This window comes from Campylobacter sp. BCW_4341 (assembly GCF_001764255.1).
In the GTDB taxonomy this organism is placed as follows: Bacteria; Campylobacterota; Campylobacteria; order Campylobacterales; family Campylobacteraceae; genus Campylobacter_D; species Campylobacter_D jejuni.
Window position 1 is genome coordinate 85,917 of the sequence record NZ_MKAH01000005.1, and the last position, 15,979, is coordinate 101,895.

Sequence of the window (15,979 nt, forward strand, 5' to 3'; positions counted from 1 at the left end):
GAATAAACTATTCTCTAAAAGACATATCTAAATTTTTTGATTCTTCTTTTATATTTTTACTCATATCTTCGCTTTGCTCAAATCCTCCACCAAATGCTTTGATTACATCTACTATGGAATTAGCATAAGAATATTTAGTATTATTAAAAGCAACCGCAGCATTAAGCCAATTTTGACGTGCTTCTAAATAATCTTGCAAAGACATTTCTCCTATATCATAGCGTTCTTTAGCAATTTCATAGATTCTTTTGTAAGATTGTTCGCTTGCTTGTGCATTATCGTATTGTAAGCGTATAGTTTTTCTAGCTACTAAAGCATAGCGAATTTCTCCAAAAGCAGTAATCAAAGTATTTTGATAATTTACAAAAGCTTCATCTTTATTAAGCTTAGCTAAATTTACATTTTGGTAAATTTCACCCCAATGAAAAATAGGCAGAGTAAAGTTTCCACCTATATTCCAAGTCTTAGAACCTCCTTTAACCAAGGTATCTAAATCCCCACTTTCAAATCCCAATAATCCTGTTAAAGAAAGACTAGGTAAGAAAGCCGTGCGAGCTACTCCAACAAGATAATTTTGCTGAGTTAATTTTTCTAAAGAAGAGCCAATATCTGGACGTTGAAGCAAGATGGTACTTGAAATTCCAGTTGGAATGTCAAATTCTTTAAGATTAAAAACTTGATAGTTTTGATTTTTGTAAAGTATGTCATTTAAATCATTTGAAGTTAAAATTTTTAAAGCTTTAAGGTAATTTTCTTTATTTAATTTTGCTTCATTATATTGCAAAGCCATACTTTCTAAGTTGGCTCTTGCTTGAGCAAGTTCATATTCACCTACAGCGCCAACTTGAAATTTTTCATCATTAATCCTATAAATTTCTTTTGCAGATTCATAGGCTTCTTTAAGAGCATTTTCATTTTCATAAGCATTTACAAGATTAAAATAAGTTTGAACCGTATTTGAAATAACAGAAAGTCTTGCAGCTTCATAATCATACTCACTTGCTTTAAAGCCTGATTTTGAGGCGCGATATGTATCGCGATATTTTCCCCAAAGATCGATTTCATAGCTTAAATTAAGCCCCATTTTAAAATCATTACCGTAACTTACTTCCCCGGTTCGATTGCTTGGAGCATTTATAGCTGTTTTTGAACGATTACCGCTTGCGCTACCATCAAATTTTGGCAACAAACTGCTAAAATCTATACCTAATTGAGCAGCAGCTTGTTCCATGTGTATGAAGGCAAGTTTTAAATCATTATTATTTTTAAGTGCTAAATCAACCACTTTATTTAAATTTTCATCATCAAAATCTTTCCACCAATTTTTTGTGATAGAGCTATTGTTTTCTTTTTCCCAGGATAAGGCTCCAAACTTATTATCAATGCTATAGTTTGCTTCGGGAATATTTAAATTTGGACTTAAAGAGCAAGCTGAAATCAAAAGAGTAAAACTTGCTATAGCACTAATTGAAATTATTTTATTCATGAACCTTACCTCTTTTTTTATCTAGCCATTCATTAAAATTTTCTAAAAGATAGAAAAATAAAGGCACAAAGAATATCGCTAAAGTTGATGCTGCGATCATTCCACCAATAAGCCCTGTTCCTAAAGAGTGTCTTGAAGCACTTCCTGCTCCTGTTGCGAAAATCATTGGCAAGACCCCAAAAGTAAATGCCAAAGAAGTCATTATGATAGGACGAAAACGAAGTTTTGCTGCTGCAACAGCTGCTTCAAAAACTCCTTTGCCTTTTTTAAAGCGCTCTTCCATTGCAAATTCTACGATCAAGATAGCATTTTTAGCTGAAAGTCCAATCAAGAGCAAAAGTCCTGTTTGAAAATATATATCATTGCTAAATCCTCTTAAATATACCAATAAAAATGATCCAAATACCGCAAAAGGCACAGCTGTTACAACTGCTAAAGGTATAAGCCATCTTTCATATTGGGCAGCTAGAATTAAGAAGACAAATATCATCCCTAAAGCAAAAGCATAGCTTGCTGTTCCTTTGCTAGAAACTTCTTGATAGGCTGATCCACTCCAAGCTATGGAATAATCATCCCCTAAAGTTTCTTTTGCTACTTGAGCAATCGCTTCTATAGCTTGACCTGAAGTATAACCTGGTGCGGGTTGACCTTGAACTTGTGCCGCTGGGAAAAGGTTGAATCGTTTTACATCATCAGGCCCTGAACTTCTTTGTAAAGTTAAGAAAGAATCAAGTGGTATCATTTTTCCATCGTTTGATCTTACAAAAATATTTTTTAATGCATCTTGTGTATTTCTAAAATCACCTTTTGCACGGATATTTACTTGGAAGTTTTTGCCTAACATAGAAAAATCATTAACATAATAAGTGCCTATAGTTGCATTCATTGTGTTAAAAACATCTTGCATGTTAAGATTGTAGTGTTTTAATTTATCTCTATCAATTATAAGCTTGTATTGAGGGAAAGTTGTATCAAGGGTTGTTCTTACTCTTGATAGTTCTTTTCTTTGGTTGGCTACAGCAACAAGTTTATTTACATCTTTTTGTATTTCATCATAACTTTTTCCACTTTTGTTTTGAACATACATTTCAAAACCACCTGTGATGCTTAATCCAGGTATAGGAGGTAGGCCTATAAATATACTTGAAGCGTTGCGATCAAAAGCAAATTTTTTATTAAGTTCCATGGCGATTTCATCAGCACTCACATTTCTATCTTTCCAATCTTGCAAGCCTATAAACATTGCAGCAGCGTTTTCTTTTAATGAGCTTGTAAAAAGATCAAATCCTATCATAGCCATTGCATCTTTAATTCCATTGGTTTTTAAAACTTCTTGACTTATATGATCAACTTCTGAGATTGTTCTATGAAGTGCTGAAGCCGAAGGAAGATTAATAATGCCAATCATCAAACCTTGATCTTCTTCAGGAACTAAAGAGCTTGGTACAGCTTTATAAAGATAAAAAATTGCCCCAAGCATAATACAAAAAATTAAAACAAAGCGAATGGTTCTTTTTAAAATATATGCTACTCCTGTGCTAAATACAGAAGTACTCCAATCAAAAAAATCATTAAATTTCTTTACAAATTTAAATGGCTCTCCTTCATTACGTCGTAAAAAGAGTGCACATAAAGAAGGTGTTAAAGTAAGAGCAACAAAACCTGATATGGCTACAGATATTGCTAAGGTAAGGGCAAATTGTCTTTGAATTTCTCCAACAAAACCTGATATAAAAGAAACGGGTATAAAAACAGCACAAAGTACAAGAACAATTGAAATAACCGGAGAGCTAACTTCTTGCATCGCTTGGATAGCAGCATCTTTTACGCTTATTTGTTCATTTTCGTGTAAAATCCTATCGATATTTTCTACAACTATAATCGCATCATCTACAACAATCCCTATAGCTAAAATCAAGGCAAAAAGCGTAAGCAAGTTAATACTAAAGCCTAAAACATAAAGTCCAGCAAAAGTTCCTAATAATGAAACAGGTACAGCTATCATAGGAATAAGCGTTGCACGGAAATTCTTTAAGAACATATACATAACAATGATAACTAAAATTAGAGCTTCAACAAAAGTTTTAATTACTTCTTTGATTGATTCTATCACAAATTTTGTTGTGTCGTAAGGAATTTTATATGTTAAACCTTTTGGGAAATTTTTTGAAAGTTCTTGCATTTTAGCCTGGACAAGTTCTGCTGTATGCAATGCGTTTGCCCCTGATTGAAGATTGATTATAATCGGAACTGCATCATTGCCATTTAATCGTCCTTGTGAGCTGTATTGTTGTGATCCTATTTCTACATCAGCTATATCTTTAAGTCTTAAAAATGATCCATCATCATTTGTTCTTAAAATAATATTTTCAAATTCACTAGGATTTTGTAGTCTTCCTTGCATAGTGATTGAATAAACATAAGGGGATTTTTGAGTTACGGGCTCTTCGCCAATTTTACCAATTGCGTATTGAGCATTTTGGTCATTAACCGCAGAAATTACATCAGTAGCTGTGATTCCAAATTTATTTAATAAATCAGGTTTTAGCCAAATTCTTAAAGAATAATTACGATTTCCTATAGCGTTTGCATCCCCAACTCCCGGAACTCTTTTTAACTCATCTAAAACATTTAAAGCGATGTAGTTGTATACATCCACTGCACTCATTGAACCATCATTTGAATACATAGAAATTGCAGCAAGTGTTGCTGAAGAAGTTTTTCTAACAGTTACTCCAAGTTTTTTAACTGCATCTGGCATTTTTGCAGTTGCAGCTGAAATTCTATTATTAACATCTATAGTGGCTTGATCGGGATCTGTGCCGATATCAAAATAGACAGTCAAACTCATAGTTCCTGAAGAACTTGAAGTTGAATCCATATAAATCATATTATCTGCACCATTGATTGCATCTTCGATAGGACTTGCAACCGTTGAAGCAATGGTTTGTGCATCAGCTCCTGTGTAAGTTGCGCTTACCTTAACTGTAGGAGGAGTTAAAGAAGGATATTGTTCTATGGGTAAATTTGTAAGACCGATGACTCCAGCTAAAGAAATGATAATTGCAACAACTGAAGCAAAAACAGGTCTTTCGATAAAAAATTTAGAAAACATTATTGTGCTCCAATTTCTTTAACTTCGCTACCAACTTGAATTTTTTTAAAGTTATCTAAAATGATTTTGTCGCCATTTTGTAATCCTTTGTCAATGATAGCGTATTCATTGTTTTGGTAGCTTATATGTACAGAAGATTTTTCTACTTTTCCATTTTTAACAAGAAGAACATAAACATCATTTTGATCTTGTTTAATAGCTATTTGAGGCACTTTAAAGCCATTTTTTTGTATAAAACCTTCTGAAGTAATTGTTGCAAAAGCACCCGGTAAAAGTGTTGAGTTGTTGTTATCAAATACAGCTTTGGCTTTTACTGTTCCACTATTAGCATCTATAACGGAATCAATAAAATAAAGTTTGCCTTGAACGGTTTCTCCATTAAGATTTAAATTTGCATGAATGCTGTCTAAATCCCATTTTCCGCTTTGAGTATTGCGGACTAAATTTAGTTTATCTGTATCTGAAATAAAGAAATCTGCGTAAATAGGATTTAAATTTGTAACTCTAACTAGTTCAGTTGTTGAAGCACTTACATAATCCCCTATATTAACTAAAGCATCTCCTATAGTACCATTAAAAGGAGCTTTTATTTCGGTATGATCTAGATCAATTCTTGCATTTGCAAGTTGTGCTCTAGCAGTTGTTAGACTAGCTTTTGCATTATTAAATGTAGCAAGAGAAGAGTCGTATTCTTTTTGAGAGATTGCATTTTTGCTAAAAAGAGCCTTCGAACGATTAAAATCCTTGCTCGCGTTTTCAAAAGTTGCCTTAGCCATTAAAGCTTGTCCGTAAGCTGAATCAACGCTAGCTTTAAATTTATCTTGCTCTACAATAAATAATGTCTGTCCTTTTTTTACCTTATCTCCAGCCTTAAAAAGTTTATTTACTATTACGCCACTAACTTGAGGTTTTATAATAACATCATAATCACTGACAAGTTTAGCAGGATAAGTAAAACTAAGTGGCAAATCTTCAGATTTAGCACTCATTGTCGTTACAGGTTGAGGCGGCATTTGTATTTTTGGTGCTTCTTCTTTGCTACAAGCAGTGAGTAAAAGCACAACACTTAAAGCTAAAATAGTATTGTTTTGAAATAATTTCATGGTTTTACCTTGAAAAATTAAATTAAAAATTGTAATATTTATTACAAAAATTTTTGGCTAATTATATCTTAATTTTGGTTAATAAAATTATTTTTTAAGCTTTGGAGCCATTGATCCCATTTAGAAAAACGTTTACAACAAATTCAACATGTTCTTTTTGTTCTTTTTTATTTTTCAAAGGAGCATTAATTAAAACATTAAGATGATGATAAGGTTCTTTTAACATAGTGCAAAAAAGAACAGCAAGTTTTTCTGCGTTTTTTTTCATATAAGAATTATTTTGTTGCTTAAAAAAATCCATAAGTATGTTATAGGAAAAATTTTGTTGATTGTTTTCTATCCAATTAGCAAGGTGTCTATCTTTATCATAAACTTGAGAATAAACAATTTTACCAAAAGCTACAGCTTCTGGTTGATTAAAAATTTCTATAAAAGTTAAACCAAAAGAAGTTAAAATTTCTTTTAAAGTACCATTTTCAATTTCTTGTGTTTTGGAATAAATAAGATGAAAATGTTTTTTACATATGTCATCTAAAATTTCAAAGAATAATCCTTCTTTGCTTTTAAAACTATTATAAATATTAGAATAAGATCCTCCGGATAATTTAATAATATCACTCAAACTTGTTTCTTGGTAACCTTTTGTTAAAAAAAGCTCTAAGGCCACTGCTTTGATTTTCTCTTGTCTAGCTAAAACTTTTTGTGATGGTGTTCTATTTGAGTTCATTTTTTATCCTTTGTAAGAGTGTTTTTGGGGTATACAAATATACTTTTTCTAAAAACCGAAATTTTTTCATTATCTTTTGCATAAGCTTTTATATGTAAAGGAAAGATTACATCTTTTTTATCGTTGTTTGCTAAATTTTTTGTAGCTTTGATAACAACTATTTTTTTAACTTGTTCTCCTGCTTTTAATTTAAAAGGTTTGTTTGGTCTTATGATTTCAATTCCATCATTTATTCCTTCTAAATTTGCTGTAAAATAATATTCATGAGGTTTAGAATCTGTATTTTGAAACAAAAAGGTATAAGCATTTGAAATGACTAATTTACCTTTAACATTTGAAATATTATATAATTCACTACTACGATTGATATTTAAAAGCATGCTTTCTTTTTTGCTTCCCATGATAATTAAAGCCAATAAAGCAATTAAAAGAACTATAAAATATGCTATCGTTCTAAATCTTAAATAATGAACCTTAGAACGCGTTTCAATAGCTTTTGCACTTGTCCAATTGATCAAACTTGGACGATTAAATTTGCTTTGTACCTTAGAACAAGCATCGGCACATTCAAGACAATTAATACATTCAAGTTGCATTCCTTTGCGTATGTCAATATGAGTTGGACAGATGCTAACACAGGCTTCACAACCTATGCATTCTCCTTCAGGCGGTTTTTTATGAAGTTTGATGTGTCCATCATAAATCAAACCCCCGCGTTTTTCATCGTAGATCACTTGCATTGTATCATGATCAAACATTACAGATTGTATTCTTGCATAAGGACAGACATAAATACAAAATTTTTCTTGTAAATAGGTAATATCCAAAGTAAAAAGTAAGCTAGCACAAAATAAAACTCCAAGTAAAAGTAGATGCTCACCAGGATTTTGAATATAATTGAAAAAATCTTCAGGAGGAATAAAGTACCAAAGTAAATTACTAACAGCAACTAAAGATATAAAATAAAAAATTATTACTCCAAGAAATTTTTTAAAATATTGTCCCTCATATTCTTTTTGTTTATTATTAATATTTTTGCGAATTTTAAGAAATTTAGTTTGTATAATATCCCTATATATAACTCTAAAAATCGTTTGTGGACAACTCCAAGCACACCAAATTCTTCCGCCTAAAGTTGTAATAAAAAAAATAAATAAAAAAAGAAATATAAGAATAAAAGGCATGAGATAAAATTCTTGTGTTGAAAAAGAAATAAAAAATAGGTTTAATTTAGAGTGATCAAAACTTAAAAGAAAAAAATGATTTTCATTAATTCTTATGAAAGGTAGAGCAAATATGACAATACTTGCAATTAAATATATAAAATATCGTTTTTTTGTATAGTTTGTAATGTGTCCTTGCATTTTTAGACCTTAATTATAATTTTTAGCACTTTGTAACTAAAGATTATAGCCGATAAAAACTAAAACAATTTTTAAATGCTTTCTAAGTTAGAATTAATAAGAAGTGTTTTATAATTATATTTCACAACAAAAATTTACACATGAAAGGTGGTGAGGACTGTGCCAGGAATCAAGGTGCATCCTAACGAGTCTTTTGATGAAGCGTATCGTAAATTCAAAAAGCAAGTAGATAGAAATCTAGTTGTAACTGAAGTAAGAGCAAGAAGATTTTTCGAGCCTATGACTGAAATTCGCAAAAAACAAAAAATTTCAGCACGCAAAAAAATGCTTAAAAGACTTTATATGCTTAGACGCTACGAGTCAAGACTCTAACCCAAAAGCCCGAAAGGGCTTTTTTTATACCTACAAATCTTCATTCGGTATTAAAAAGTATTTATTATTTTTTGTTAAAATTTCTAATTTAAATTTTCTGTTTTTAGGATAAACTTATGAAAAAAATCAAAAAAATCATTCAAATTGGTATGATAGGTGGTTTAGCAGCTGTTGCTGGAGGTGCTTTAGCAGGTTGTGGAAGTAATAATGACAATGCAGATACTTTAAATCAAGCAGCTAATGTTCAAGGAGCTTTTGTAATTATCGAAGAAACAGCTCCAGGGCAGTATAAAATCAAAGATCAATATCCAAGTGATGAAACAAGGGTAGTTTTAAAAGATCTTAATGGTACAGAAAGAATTTTATCCAAAGAAGAAATGGATGCTTTGATTAAAGAAGAAGCAGCTAAAATTGATAATGGAACTTCAAATTTAACTAAAGACAATGGACAAATCAGTAGTGGAGGATTGAGTTTGGGAGAAACTTTACTCGCAAGTGCTGCAGGCGCTATTTTGGGAAGTTGGATAGGTTCAAAACTTTTCAATAATCAAAATTTTGCCAACCAACAACGCGGTGCTTTTTCAAATCAAAGTGCTTATCAAAGGAGTGTTAATAGTTTTAATAAAGCAGGTACAACAAGCTCCGCTTCAAGTGCTAAAAAATCAGGTTTTTTTAGTGGAGGCTCTAAAGCCACAAGTTCTAGTTCTTCTTTTGGTTCTTAAGGATAAATAATGCAATTATTACAAGTAGACAAACTTCAAAAAGATTATTTAGAAAATATAGGTTTTTCTTGGCATACAGATGAAGATGGAAGTGATTATATTAGCAATAAGTTAGTTTGTGTTAAGGAAAGTGAAGTTAATGCTTATTATGAAGCGGTAAATGAGCTTTATGATATGTTTATTGCTGCAGCGCAAGAAGTGATTGACAATGATCGTTTTGATGAGCTTGGAATCCCTTTTAATCTTATTGATGCGATTAAAATGAGTTGGGAAAATGAGGTTCATTGGCATTTATATGGGCGTTTTGATTTAGCGGGTGGGCTTGATGGTAAGCCTATAAAACTTATAGAATTTAATGCTGATACCCCTACTGCTCTTTTTGAAAGTGCGATTTTACAATGGGCACTTTTAAAACAAAATGGAATGGATGAAAGCGCACAATTTAATAGCATTTATGAAAGTTTGATGGATAATTTTAAAAGACTTATTACCCTTGATGAAAGTGTTGAAGAGTTTGAAGAGCATTACCAAGGGTGGAAAATTCTTTTTTCAAGTGTTGCAGGAAGCAAAGAAGAAGAAATCACTACAAAATTACTTTCCCATATAGCCAATGAAGCAGGTTTTCAAACTAATTTTTCCTTTGTAGATGAGGTAGAATTTAGTGAAGAAGGAATTTTTAAAGAGGGTGAAAATTATGAGTATTGGTTTAAGCTTATTCCTTGGGAGGATATAGCTATAGAAGAGGGTGAACTTGCTATGCTTTTAACTCAGATCATGCGTAATCAAAGAGCGATTATTTTAAATCCTGCTTATACGCTTTTATTTCAATCTAAGGGAATTTTAAAAATTTTATGGGAGCTTTATCCAAATCATCCATTACTTTTAGAAACAAAAGATACTCCTTTAGAGGGTAAAAATTATGTTAAAAAACCTGTTTTTGGTAGAGAAGGTGCAAATATCAGTATAATTAAAGATGGAAAAACTTTGCATGAGAATGTAGGTCCTTACGGGAATAATAAGGCTATTTATCAAGAATATGTAGAGTTTAATTCATGTGAAAACGAATACTATCAAGCAGGTGTTTTCTTTGCTTATGAAGGGTGTGGCTTAGGATTTAGAAAAGGAGGACTTGTGCTTGATAATTATTCTAAATTTGTAGGACATATTATAAAGGATTGAAAAATGAAAATTGTTTGTTTAGATGCGGCAACTTTAGGGGATTATGATTTAAGTGTTTTTGAAAAATTTGGTTCTTTGCAAATTTATACTACAACAAATAAAGAGCAAACCATAGAGCGTTTAAAAGATGCTAATGTCGCCATGACAAACAAGGTTGTAATTGATAAAGATGTGATTGATGCTTGTAAAAATTTAAAACTCATTTTAGAAACTGCTACAGGGGTTAATAATATCGATATTGAGTATGCTAAAGAAAAAGGTATTATTGTAAAAAATGCTGCTGGGTATTCTACCATGAGTGTTGTACAACATACTTTTGCGTTTATGTTTACTTTTTTAAATCAAGTGCTTTATTATGACAAATGGAGCAAAGAGGGTAAATGGTGTGAAAGTTCTATTTTTACAGATTATAGTAGAATTTTAAACACCTTAAGTGGTAAAAAACATGGTATTATAGGTTTAGGAGCTATAGGTAAAGAAGTGGCAAAAATTTCAAAGGCTTTTGGAGCCGAAATTTATTATTATTCTACGAGTGGAGCTAATAAAAACGCAGATTTTGTACATTTGGAATTAAAAGATTTATTGAAAACTTGCGATATTATAAGTATCCATGCACCTTTAAATGAAAAAACTAAAAATTTACTCACCTTTGAAGAATTAAAGCTTTTAAAAGATAATGCGATTTTGATTAATGTAGGAAGAGGTGGGATTATCAATGAAAATGATTTAGCTAAAATCATAGATGAAAAAAATATTCGTGTAGGGCTTGATGTTTTAGAAATTGAACCTATGATGAAAAATCATCCGCTTTTAAGCATTAAAAATAAAGAAAATCTTATTATCACCCCTCATGTTGCATGGGCGAGTAAGGAAGCTTTAAATGCTTTAATGGATATAGTTTATAATAATTTAAAAGAATGGATAGAAAATGGCAAGTGAACATAGTTTTGATATTTCAGCAGCTTTAGATAAACAAGAGTTAAAAAATGCTTTTGAACAAGCTAAAAAAGAACTTGATAGTCGTTATGACTTAAAAGGAATTAAGTGTGAGATTGATTTAAGCGAAAAAGAGAGTATTTTTAAACTCAGTTCTTCTAGTGAAGGAAAGCTTGATGTTTTAAAAGATATAGTGATTTCTAAACTTATCAAAAGAGGAATTAATCCTAATGCTATTAAAGAGCTTTCTCGTGAAAGTGGAGCAATGTTTCGTTTAAATTTGAAAGCAAACGATGCTATTGATAGTGAAAATGCTAAAAAAATCAATAAAGCTATCAAAGATAGCAAACTTAAAGTTAATTCTTCGATTCGTGGTGAAGAAATTCGTGTTGTAGCAAAACAAATTGATGATTTACAAGCTGTGATGAAGCTTGTAAAAGAGCTTGATTTAGAGTTAAATATCAGTTTTAAAAATCTTAAATAAGGTCAAATTTGAAGCATTGTTTAGCTCTGTGTTTTATTTTTTTTCTTTGTGCTTGTAGTGTGAAAAATCAAAATTTTTCGAGTCAAAGCTTGATGGTTTTGATTGCTTCTCCTATGATAAAAATCAATGACGCAGCTTTTTTAAAAAAAGAAAATAATGCTTTAAATTTAGAAGTTTATAAACTAGGGCAAGCTTTTTTTGAACTCAAAATCAAAGATAAAATTTGTATCAATGCAGTGTGTTATGATAAAAAAGTGTTTAATCAAAAATTTTTTAAAAATGTATATTATGATGATATTTTAAGTGATATTTTAAAGGCAAATGCTTTATGGCAGGGTAAAAATTTAGAAAAAACTGATTGTGGTTTTGAACAAAATTTAAAAGCAAAAAATTATGAAATTTTTTATCAAGTTTGTGATAATAAAGTAAGTTTTTTTGATAAAATTTCACATACTAAAATTATCTTAACGCATATTCAAAATTGAAGGATAGAGTTTGAAATTTTTTTTACTGGTATTTTGCTTTGTAAATCTAGCTTTAGCACAAATTTATAAAGGTGAATTGTATTTTTATCATTTGCAGGATAAAGAAATTTTTGCCATAGTTTATGATAATGCACCTATGACCCCACTTTTTGACAGGGATAAAAATCAAACAAGTTCTAGTTTTTTAATTGTTGATGATATAAATGGAAATTTAGAGATTCCGCTCGTTAAGACAAATGATTTTTGGCAGGATGAGCGTAAAAAATATAAAATCAATTCTTCTAAAATGCTTACATATGATAATAAAAATTTTCAAGGAGAAAATTTAGGAACAACTACTTTAGAACTTGTCGAAACGCAAGATGGCATTCGTATAAAGCGTAGTCTTGATTTTATAGGTTTTAATGATGATTTTAAAGAATTTCATCCTGTTCATAAGGGTGTATTTAGCTTTGAGCAAATTTGCCAAAAACCTATTTTTTTACAAGATGGAAAAATTAGTTTTGAAGAATGGTATTATTTTTATGAAGATGGTATGAGTCGTGCTATTTTAGAGTTAAATAATTTTGTTTATGATATTAATGCTCACGCATTTGTAAAACTAAATGATTTGTATAATACTGAAAATCAAAAATTTCAAAATCTTTTACATGAGAAGCTTAAAAATACATGTGATGAGTGTTTTGAAGATCTGCAAAATTTACAATTTAATAATAATTTTTTACTTAATAATGGAAAACTAAAAATTTGTTATCTACCTTTTGAAGGTCATTTTTTAGATGAAAATATTTGCGTAGAATTTAATGAAGATGAGCTTAAGGAATTTAAAAAATAATGGAAAAATTAAAAAATTTTTTAAGTTTGAAAAATATAGAAGATACTCAAATTTATAAAGAGCTTAAGTGTGCTAAAAATGAAGCTTTGATTCTTAGAGAGCTTTGTAGAAATTATGTCGTTTCTATTTCTTCTATCAATGCCTTTACTTTATTATCGACAATTTTTGGAAATGATAAGTATCTTTATCTTGATGCTTTGGAGGATTTAAAAAAACTTATCGAAAGAGGTTTTGTAAATCAAAATTCGAGTTTTTTTAAAAGTTTGGAAAATAATAAAACTCAAACATTAACTCTTGCCTTATTGCAAAGTGAGCTTAGTTTAAGTGAATATTTTTTAGAATTTTTAGAAGCAAAACCTCGTTTAAACTTTGAGAAACAAGAGGCTTATGCAGATTATTTAGAATATTTAAAAGATGAATTTGTGCGTATTCAATTATACGAAAGATTAAGTTTTATACAAAAAAGTGCTTATAATAGTGAAATAAAAAATCAAATTAAACTTTATGAAAAACATATCAAAGAAAGACTAAAAAAAAGTAAATTTTATAATGTATTGGCTGATATTTTTAAAGAATACAATCTTGAACATAAAGAACAAATTATTTTTCTAGCACTTTTAAAAGAAGAATACGCCTTAAGTAATGAAAGTTCGATTTCTAGAGAAATGAATTCTTTACTTTCTTTAATCAGTGAAAATGATTTAGAAAGACACAAAAATAAAAAACTATTACAAGAAAATGCTCCTCTTTTAAACTTAATCGAGTACGATGAATATTTAAATGCTTTTGGAGATATTTCTAAAAGTTTTTTTATTATTGATGAAATTTTACAAAGAATTATAAATTTTGAACCAAAACAAAGTAAAAAAATCAAAATTGAAAGTGTTTTAAAAGATCAAGATATTTTCGAGCTTATAGAACCAAGCACTGACATCAATGATATTATTATGCCTGAAAATACAAAAGAGCTTTTAGAAAATATTTTAAAACAACAAGATAAAAAAGTCCTAGAAAGACTTCATTCTTGGGGTATAAAGAGTAATAAAAATATAGAAGCTAAAATTATTTTTTATGGTCCTGCTGGTACTGGAAAAACTATGTCAGCTTTAGCTATGGCTAAATCAATGAAAAAATCTGTTCTTAGTTTTGACTGTTCTAAAATTTTGAGCAAATGGGTTGGAGAGAGTGAGCAAAATGTAAGAAAAATTTTTGATACTTATAAAAATATTGTGCAAACTTGTAAACAAAGTCCTATTTTACTTCTCAATGAAGCCGATCAGTTTTTAAGTACGCGTGTAGATGGAAGTAGTGGTAGTGATAAAATGCATAATCAAATGCAAAATATATTCTTAGAGCAAATTGAGCGTTTTAGTGGTGTAATTATCGCTACGACAAATTTTTTAGAAAGCTTAGATAGTGCATTTTCAAGAAGATTTGATTATAAGATAGAATTTAAAAAACCTGATTTTAAAGATAGGCTTAAAATTTGGGAAAAATTTCTACCTAAAAAAGCATTATTTGAAAAAGATTTTGATATAAATATTTTATCAAATTATGAATTAAGTGGAGCACAAATTTTAATGATAGTAAAGAATACAGCTTTGAAAGTAGCTGTATCACAAGATGGGGTTTTTAAAATGCAAGATTTTATAGAAAGCATACAAAAAGAATTAAATTCAAGTTTTGATAAAAGTAAGATTGTTGGATTTTAACTTTTTTAATGTTTTTGTATAGCGAACTATAAAATAAAACAAAGCTACAATTAAAGCACTCCATTCCCAAAACATAGGAACTTTTGGGGTTAAAAAATAATGATAACTTGCCAAAACTAAGCATAAATATCCTAGTTTTCTGATTTTACTAAGTTTTTTAAAGATTTTAAAAGAACTTAAAAGCATTAAAAATATGATTAAAAATGCGATAAATCCACTTGCTTCTAATAAACGATGTGAAATATCATCGAAAAGCCTTGAAATTTGAGCATTTCTATCAAAAATAAAATAATTTAAAAAGTGCAAAATCGCCCAAAAAGCTGCAAAAATACCTAAAATTTTAGGATAATTTTTTGTTTTTTTAAATTTAAGTAAAGAAAATAAAAGACTTAAATTTAAAAAGATTAAAGCAAATATTCCAGTGTAAATGTAGGCTTCTTTTACAAAATCAAAGGCTTTTATGATATGATAAAAGCCATAGATTAAACTTATGATAAAGCTAAAATAAGCAAGAAATTTAAAGTATTTTGTCTGCATTAAAAATTCACTTTTAAGTCCATGTTTTTATATAAACTTGCCACTTCTTTTTCATAACCATTAAACATTAAAGTAGGCTTGGTAAAGAAGTCTCCTAAAGCCCTTTCGTTAGCTTGAGACCATCTAGGATGAGAAACATTAGGATTGACATTAGCATAAAAACCATATTCACTTGGAGCGTAACTTTCCCAAGTGGATTTAGGCTGTTCTTTGGTAAATTCTATTTTAACTATAGATTTAATACTTTTAAAGCCATATTTCCAAGGAACAACAAGGCGTATTGGAGCACCATTTTGAGGCTTTAAGGCTTTTTTATACATTCCTACTGCAAGCAAGGTAAGAGGATGCATAGCTTCATCCATGCGAAGTCCTTCTACATAAGGATAGTCTATAGTTGGAAATAAAGCGTCTTGATCGGGAAATTGGCTCTTATCTAAAAGAGTGGTGAATTTAACAAATTTTGCCTCGCTTGTAGGTTTTGCCATTTCAATCAAACGACGCAATTCAAAGCCTACCCAAGGTACCACCATAGACCAAGTTTCAACACAGCGAAAACGATAAATTCTTTCTTCTAGTGGGAATTTTAAAATATCTTCCATGCTTAAAGTTAAAGGTTTTTCTATTTCTCCACTGATATCGATTTTCCAATTTTGAGTATTGAAATTTTGTGCCAATGATACAGCCTTTTTTTTATCTGTTGAAAATTCATAAAAATTGACATAATTTGTAGCAAGTTCTTCATCGCTGATTTCAAGTTTGTTTGGATTAGTATCGCTTGTGAAATTTAAAGCAGATAATTTAGAAGCAAGCACGCTTGAACTTATTAAAGCACCTGCTCCAAGTTTTAAAAAATCTCTTCTTTTTTTATATAAATTCTCAGGGGTTATAATCATAATTTTTCCTTGTTAAAAATTTTTATTAT

General features: G+C 29.8%; 14 protein-coding genes and 1 pseudogene. 8 read left to right on the top strand and 7 right to left on the bottom strand.

Going from position 1 to position 15,979, the window contains the following annotated elements:
- Positions 1–7: 7 nt before the first annotated feature.
- The 5 genes and pseudogenes from cmeC to ccoG form a co-directional block, all read right to left on the bottom strand.
- Positions 8–1,486 carry a multidrug efflux transporter outer membrane subunit CmeC gene (gene cmeC, locus AJN70_RS00525; protein ID WP_070233647.1) on the bottom strand — a complete coding sequence of 493 codons (1,479 nt, stop codon included), beginning with the start codon at positions 1,484–1,486 and terminating at the stop codon, positions 8–10.
- On the bottom strand, positions 1,479–4,601 hold the full coding sequence (gene cmeB, locus AJN70_RS00530) for a multidrug efflux RND transporter permease subunit CmeB (RefSeq protein ID WP_074470127.1): 3,123 nt from the start codon (positions 4,599–4,601) through the stop codon (positions 1,479–1,481). The genes cmeC and cmeB overlap by 8 nt, the downstream gene beginning before the upstream one ends.
- Complete coding sequence (cmeA, locus tag AJN70_RS00535) at positions 4,601–5,704, bottom strand: multidrug efflux RND transporter periplasmic adaptor subunit CmeA (protein ID WP_070278299.1); 1,104 nt, start codon at positions 5,702–5,704, stop codon at positions 4,601–4,603. The genes cmeB and cmeA overlap by 1 nt, the downstream gene beginning before the upstream one ends.
- Before the next feature lie 94 nt (positions 5,705–5,798).
- On the bottom strand, positions 5,799–6,431 hold the full coding sequence (gene cmeR, locus AJN70_RS00540; RefSeq protein ID WP_002861132.1) for a multidrug efflux system transcriptional regulator CmeR: 633 nt from the start codon (positions 6,429–6,431) through the stop codon (positions 5,799–5,801).
- A pseudogene (gene ccoG, locus AJN70_RS00545) lies at positions 6,418–7,795 on the bottom strand (cytochrome c oxidase accessory protein CcoG). The gene cmeR and the pseudogene ccoG overlap by 14 nt, the downstream one beginning before the upstream one ends.
- A gap of 159 nt (positions 7,796–7,954) precedes the next feature.
- On the opposite strand from ccoG, the gene rpsU reads away from it, so the two are divergent.
- From rpsU to AJN70_RS00585, 8 genes are all read left to right on the top strand, one after another.
- A complete protein-coding gene (rpsU, locus tag AJN70_RS00550) occupies positions 7,955–8,167 on the top strand; it encodes a 30S ribosomal protein S21 (protein WP_002780697.1) in 213 nt (70 codons plus the stop codon).
- A gap of 116 nt (positions 8,168–8,283) precedes the next feature.
- Complete coding sequence (locus AJN70_RS00555; protein WP_002870776.1) at positions 8,284–8,889, top strand: UPF0323 family lipoprotein; 606 nt, start codon at positions 8,284–8,286, stop codon at positions 8,887–8,889.
- 9 nt (positions 8,890–8,898) lie between these two features.
- Positions 8,899–10,068 carry a glutathionylspermidine synthase family protein gene (locus AJN70_RS00560; RefSeq protein ID WP_070233643.1) on the top strand — a complete coding sequence of 390 codons (1,170 nt, stop codon included), beginning with the start codon at positions 8,899–8,901 and terminating at the stop codon, positions 10,066–10,068.
- 3 nt (positions 10,069–10,071) lie between these two features.
- Entirely contained in the window at positions 10,072–11,007 is a 936-nt protein-coding gene (locus AJN70_RS00565) for a D-2-hydroxyacid dehydrogenase (RefSeq protein WP_070233642.1), read from the top strand.
- On the top strand, positions 10,997–11,488 hold the full coding sequence (locus AJN70_RS00570; protein ID WP_002854188.1) for a YajQ family cyclic di-GMP-binding protein: 492 nt from the start codon (positions 10,997–10,999) through the stop codon (positions 11,486–11,488). The genes AJN70_RS00565 and AJN70_RS00570 overlap by 11 nt, the downstream gene beginning before the upstream one ends.
- Positions 11,489–11,496: 8 nt before the next feature.
- Positions 11,497–11,973 carry a hypothetical protein gene (locus tag AJN70_RS00575; RefSeq protein WP_002854442.1) on the top strand — a complete coding sequence of 159 codons (477 nt, stop codon included), beginning with the start codon at positions 11,497–11,499 and terminating at the stop codon, positions 11,971–11,973.
- A 10-nt stretch (positions 11,974–11,983) separates the two neighbouring features.
- Entirely contained in the window at positions 11,984–12,808 is an 825-nt protein-coding gene (locus tag AJN70_RS00580; RefSeq protein ID WP_070295330.1) for a hypothetical protein, read from the top strand.
- A complete protein-coding gene (locus AJN70_RS00585) occupies positions 12,808–14,520 on the top strand; it encodes an AAA family ATPase (RefSeq protein WP_070295332.1) in 1,713 nt (570 codons plus the stop codon). The genes AJN70_RS00580 and AJN70_RS00585 overlap by 1 nt, the downstream gene beginning before the upstream one ends.
- On the opposite strand, the gene AJN70_RS00590 is transcribed toward AJN70_RS00585, so the two are convergent.
- Both AJN70_RS00590 and msrP read right to left on the bottom strand, forming a co-directional pair.
- Positions 14,485–15,057, bottom strand: a complete 573-nt coding sequence (locus AJN70_RS00590; RefSeq protein ID WP_052776093.1) for a sulfite oxidase heme-binding subunit YedZ — start codon at positions 15,055–15,057, stop codon at positions 14,485–14,487. The genes AJN70_RS00585 and AJN70_RS00590 overlap by 36 nt on opposite strands.
- On the bottom strand, positions 15,057–15,950 hold the full coding sequence (gene msrP / locus AJN70_RS00595; protein ID WP_002857634.1) for a protein-methionine-sulfoxide reductase catalytic subunit MsrP: 894 nt from the start codon (positions 15,948–15,950) through the stop codon (positions 15,057–15,059). Before msrP ends, AJN70_RS00590 begins: the two co-directional genes overlap by 1 nt.
- Between the last annotated feature and the right edge of the window lie 29 nt (positions 15,951–15,979).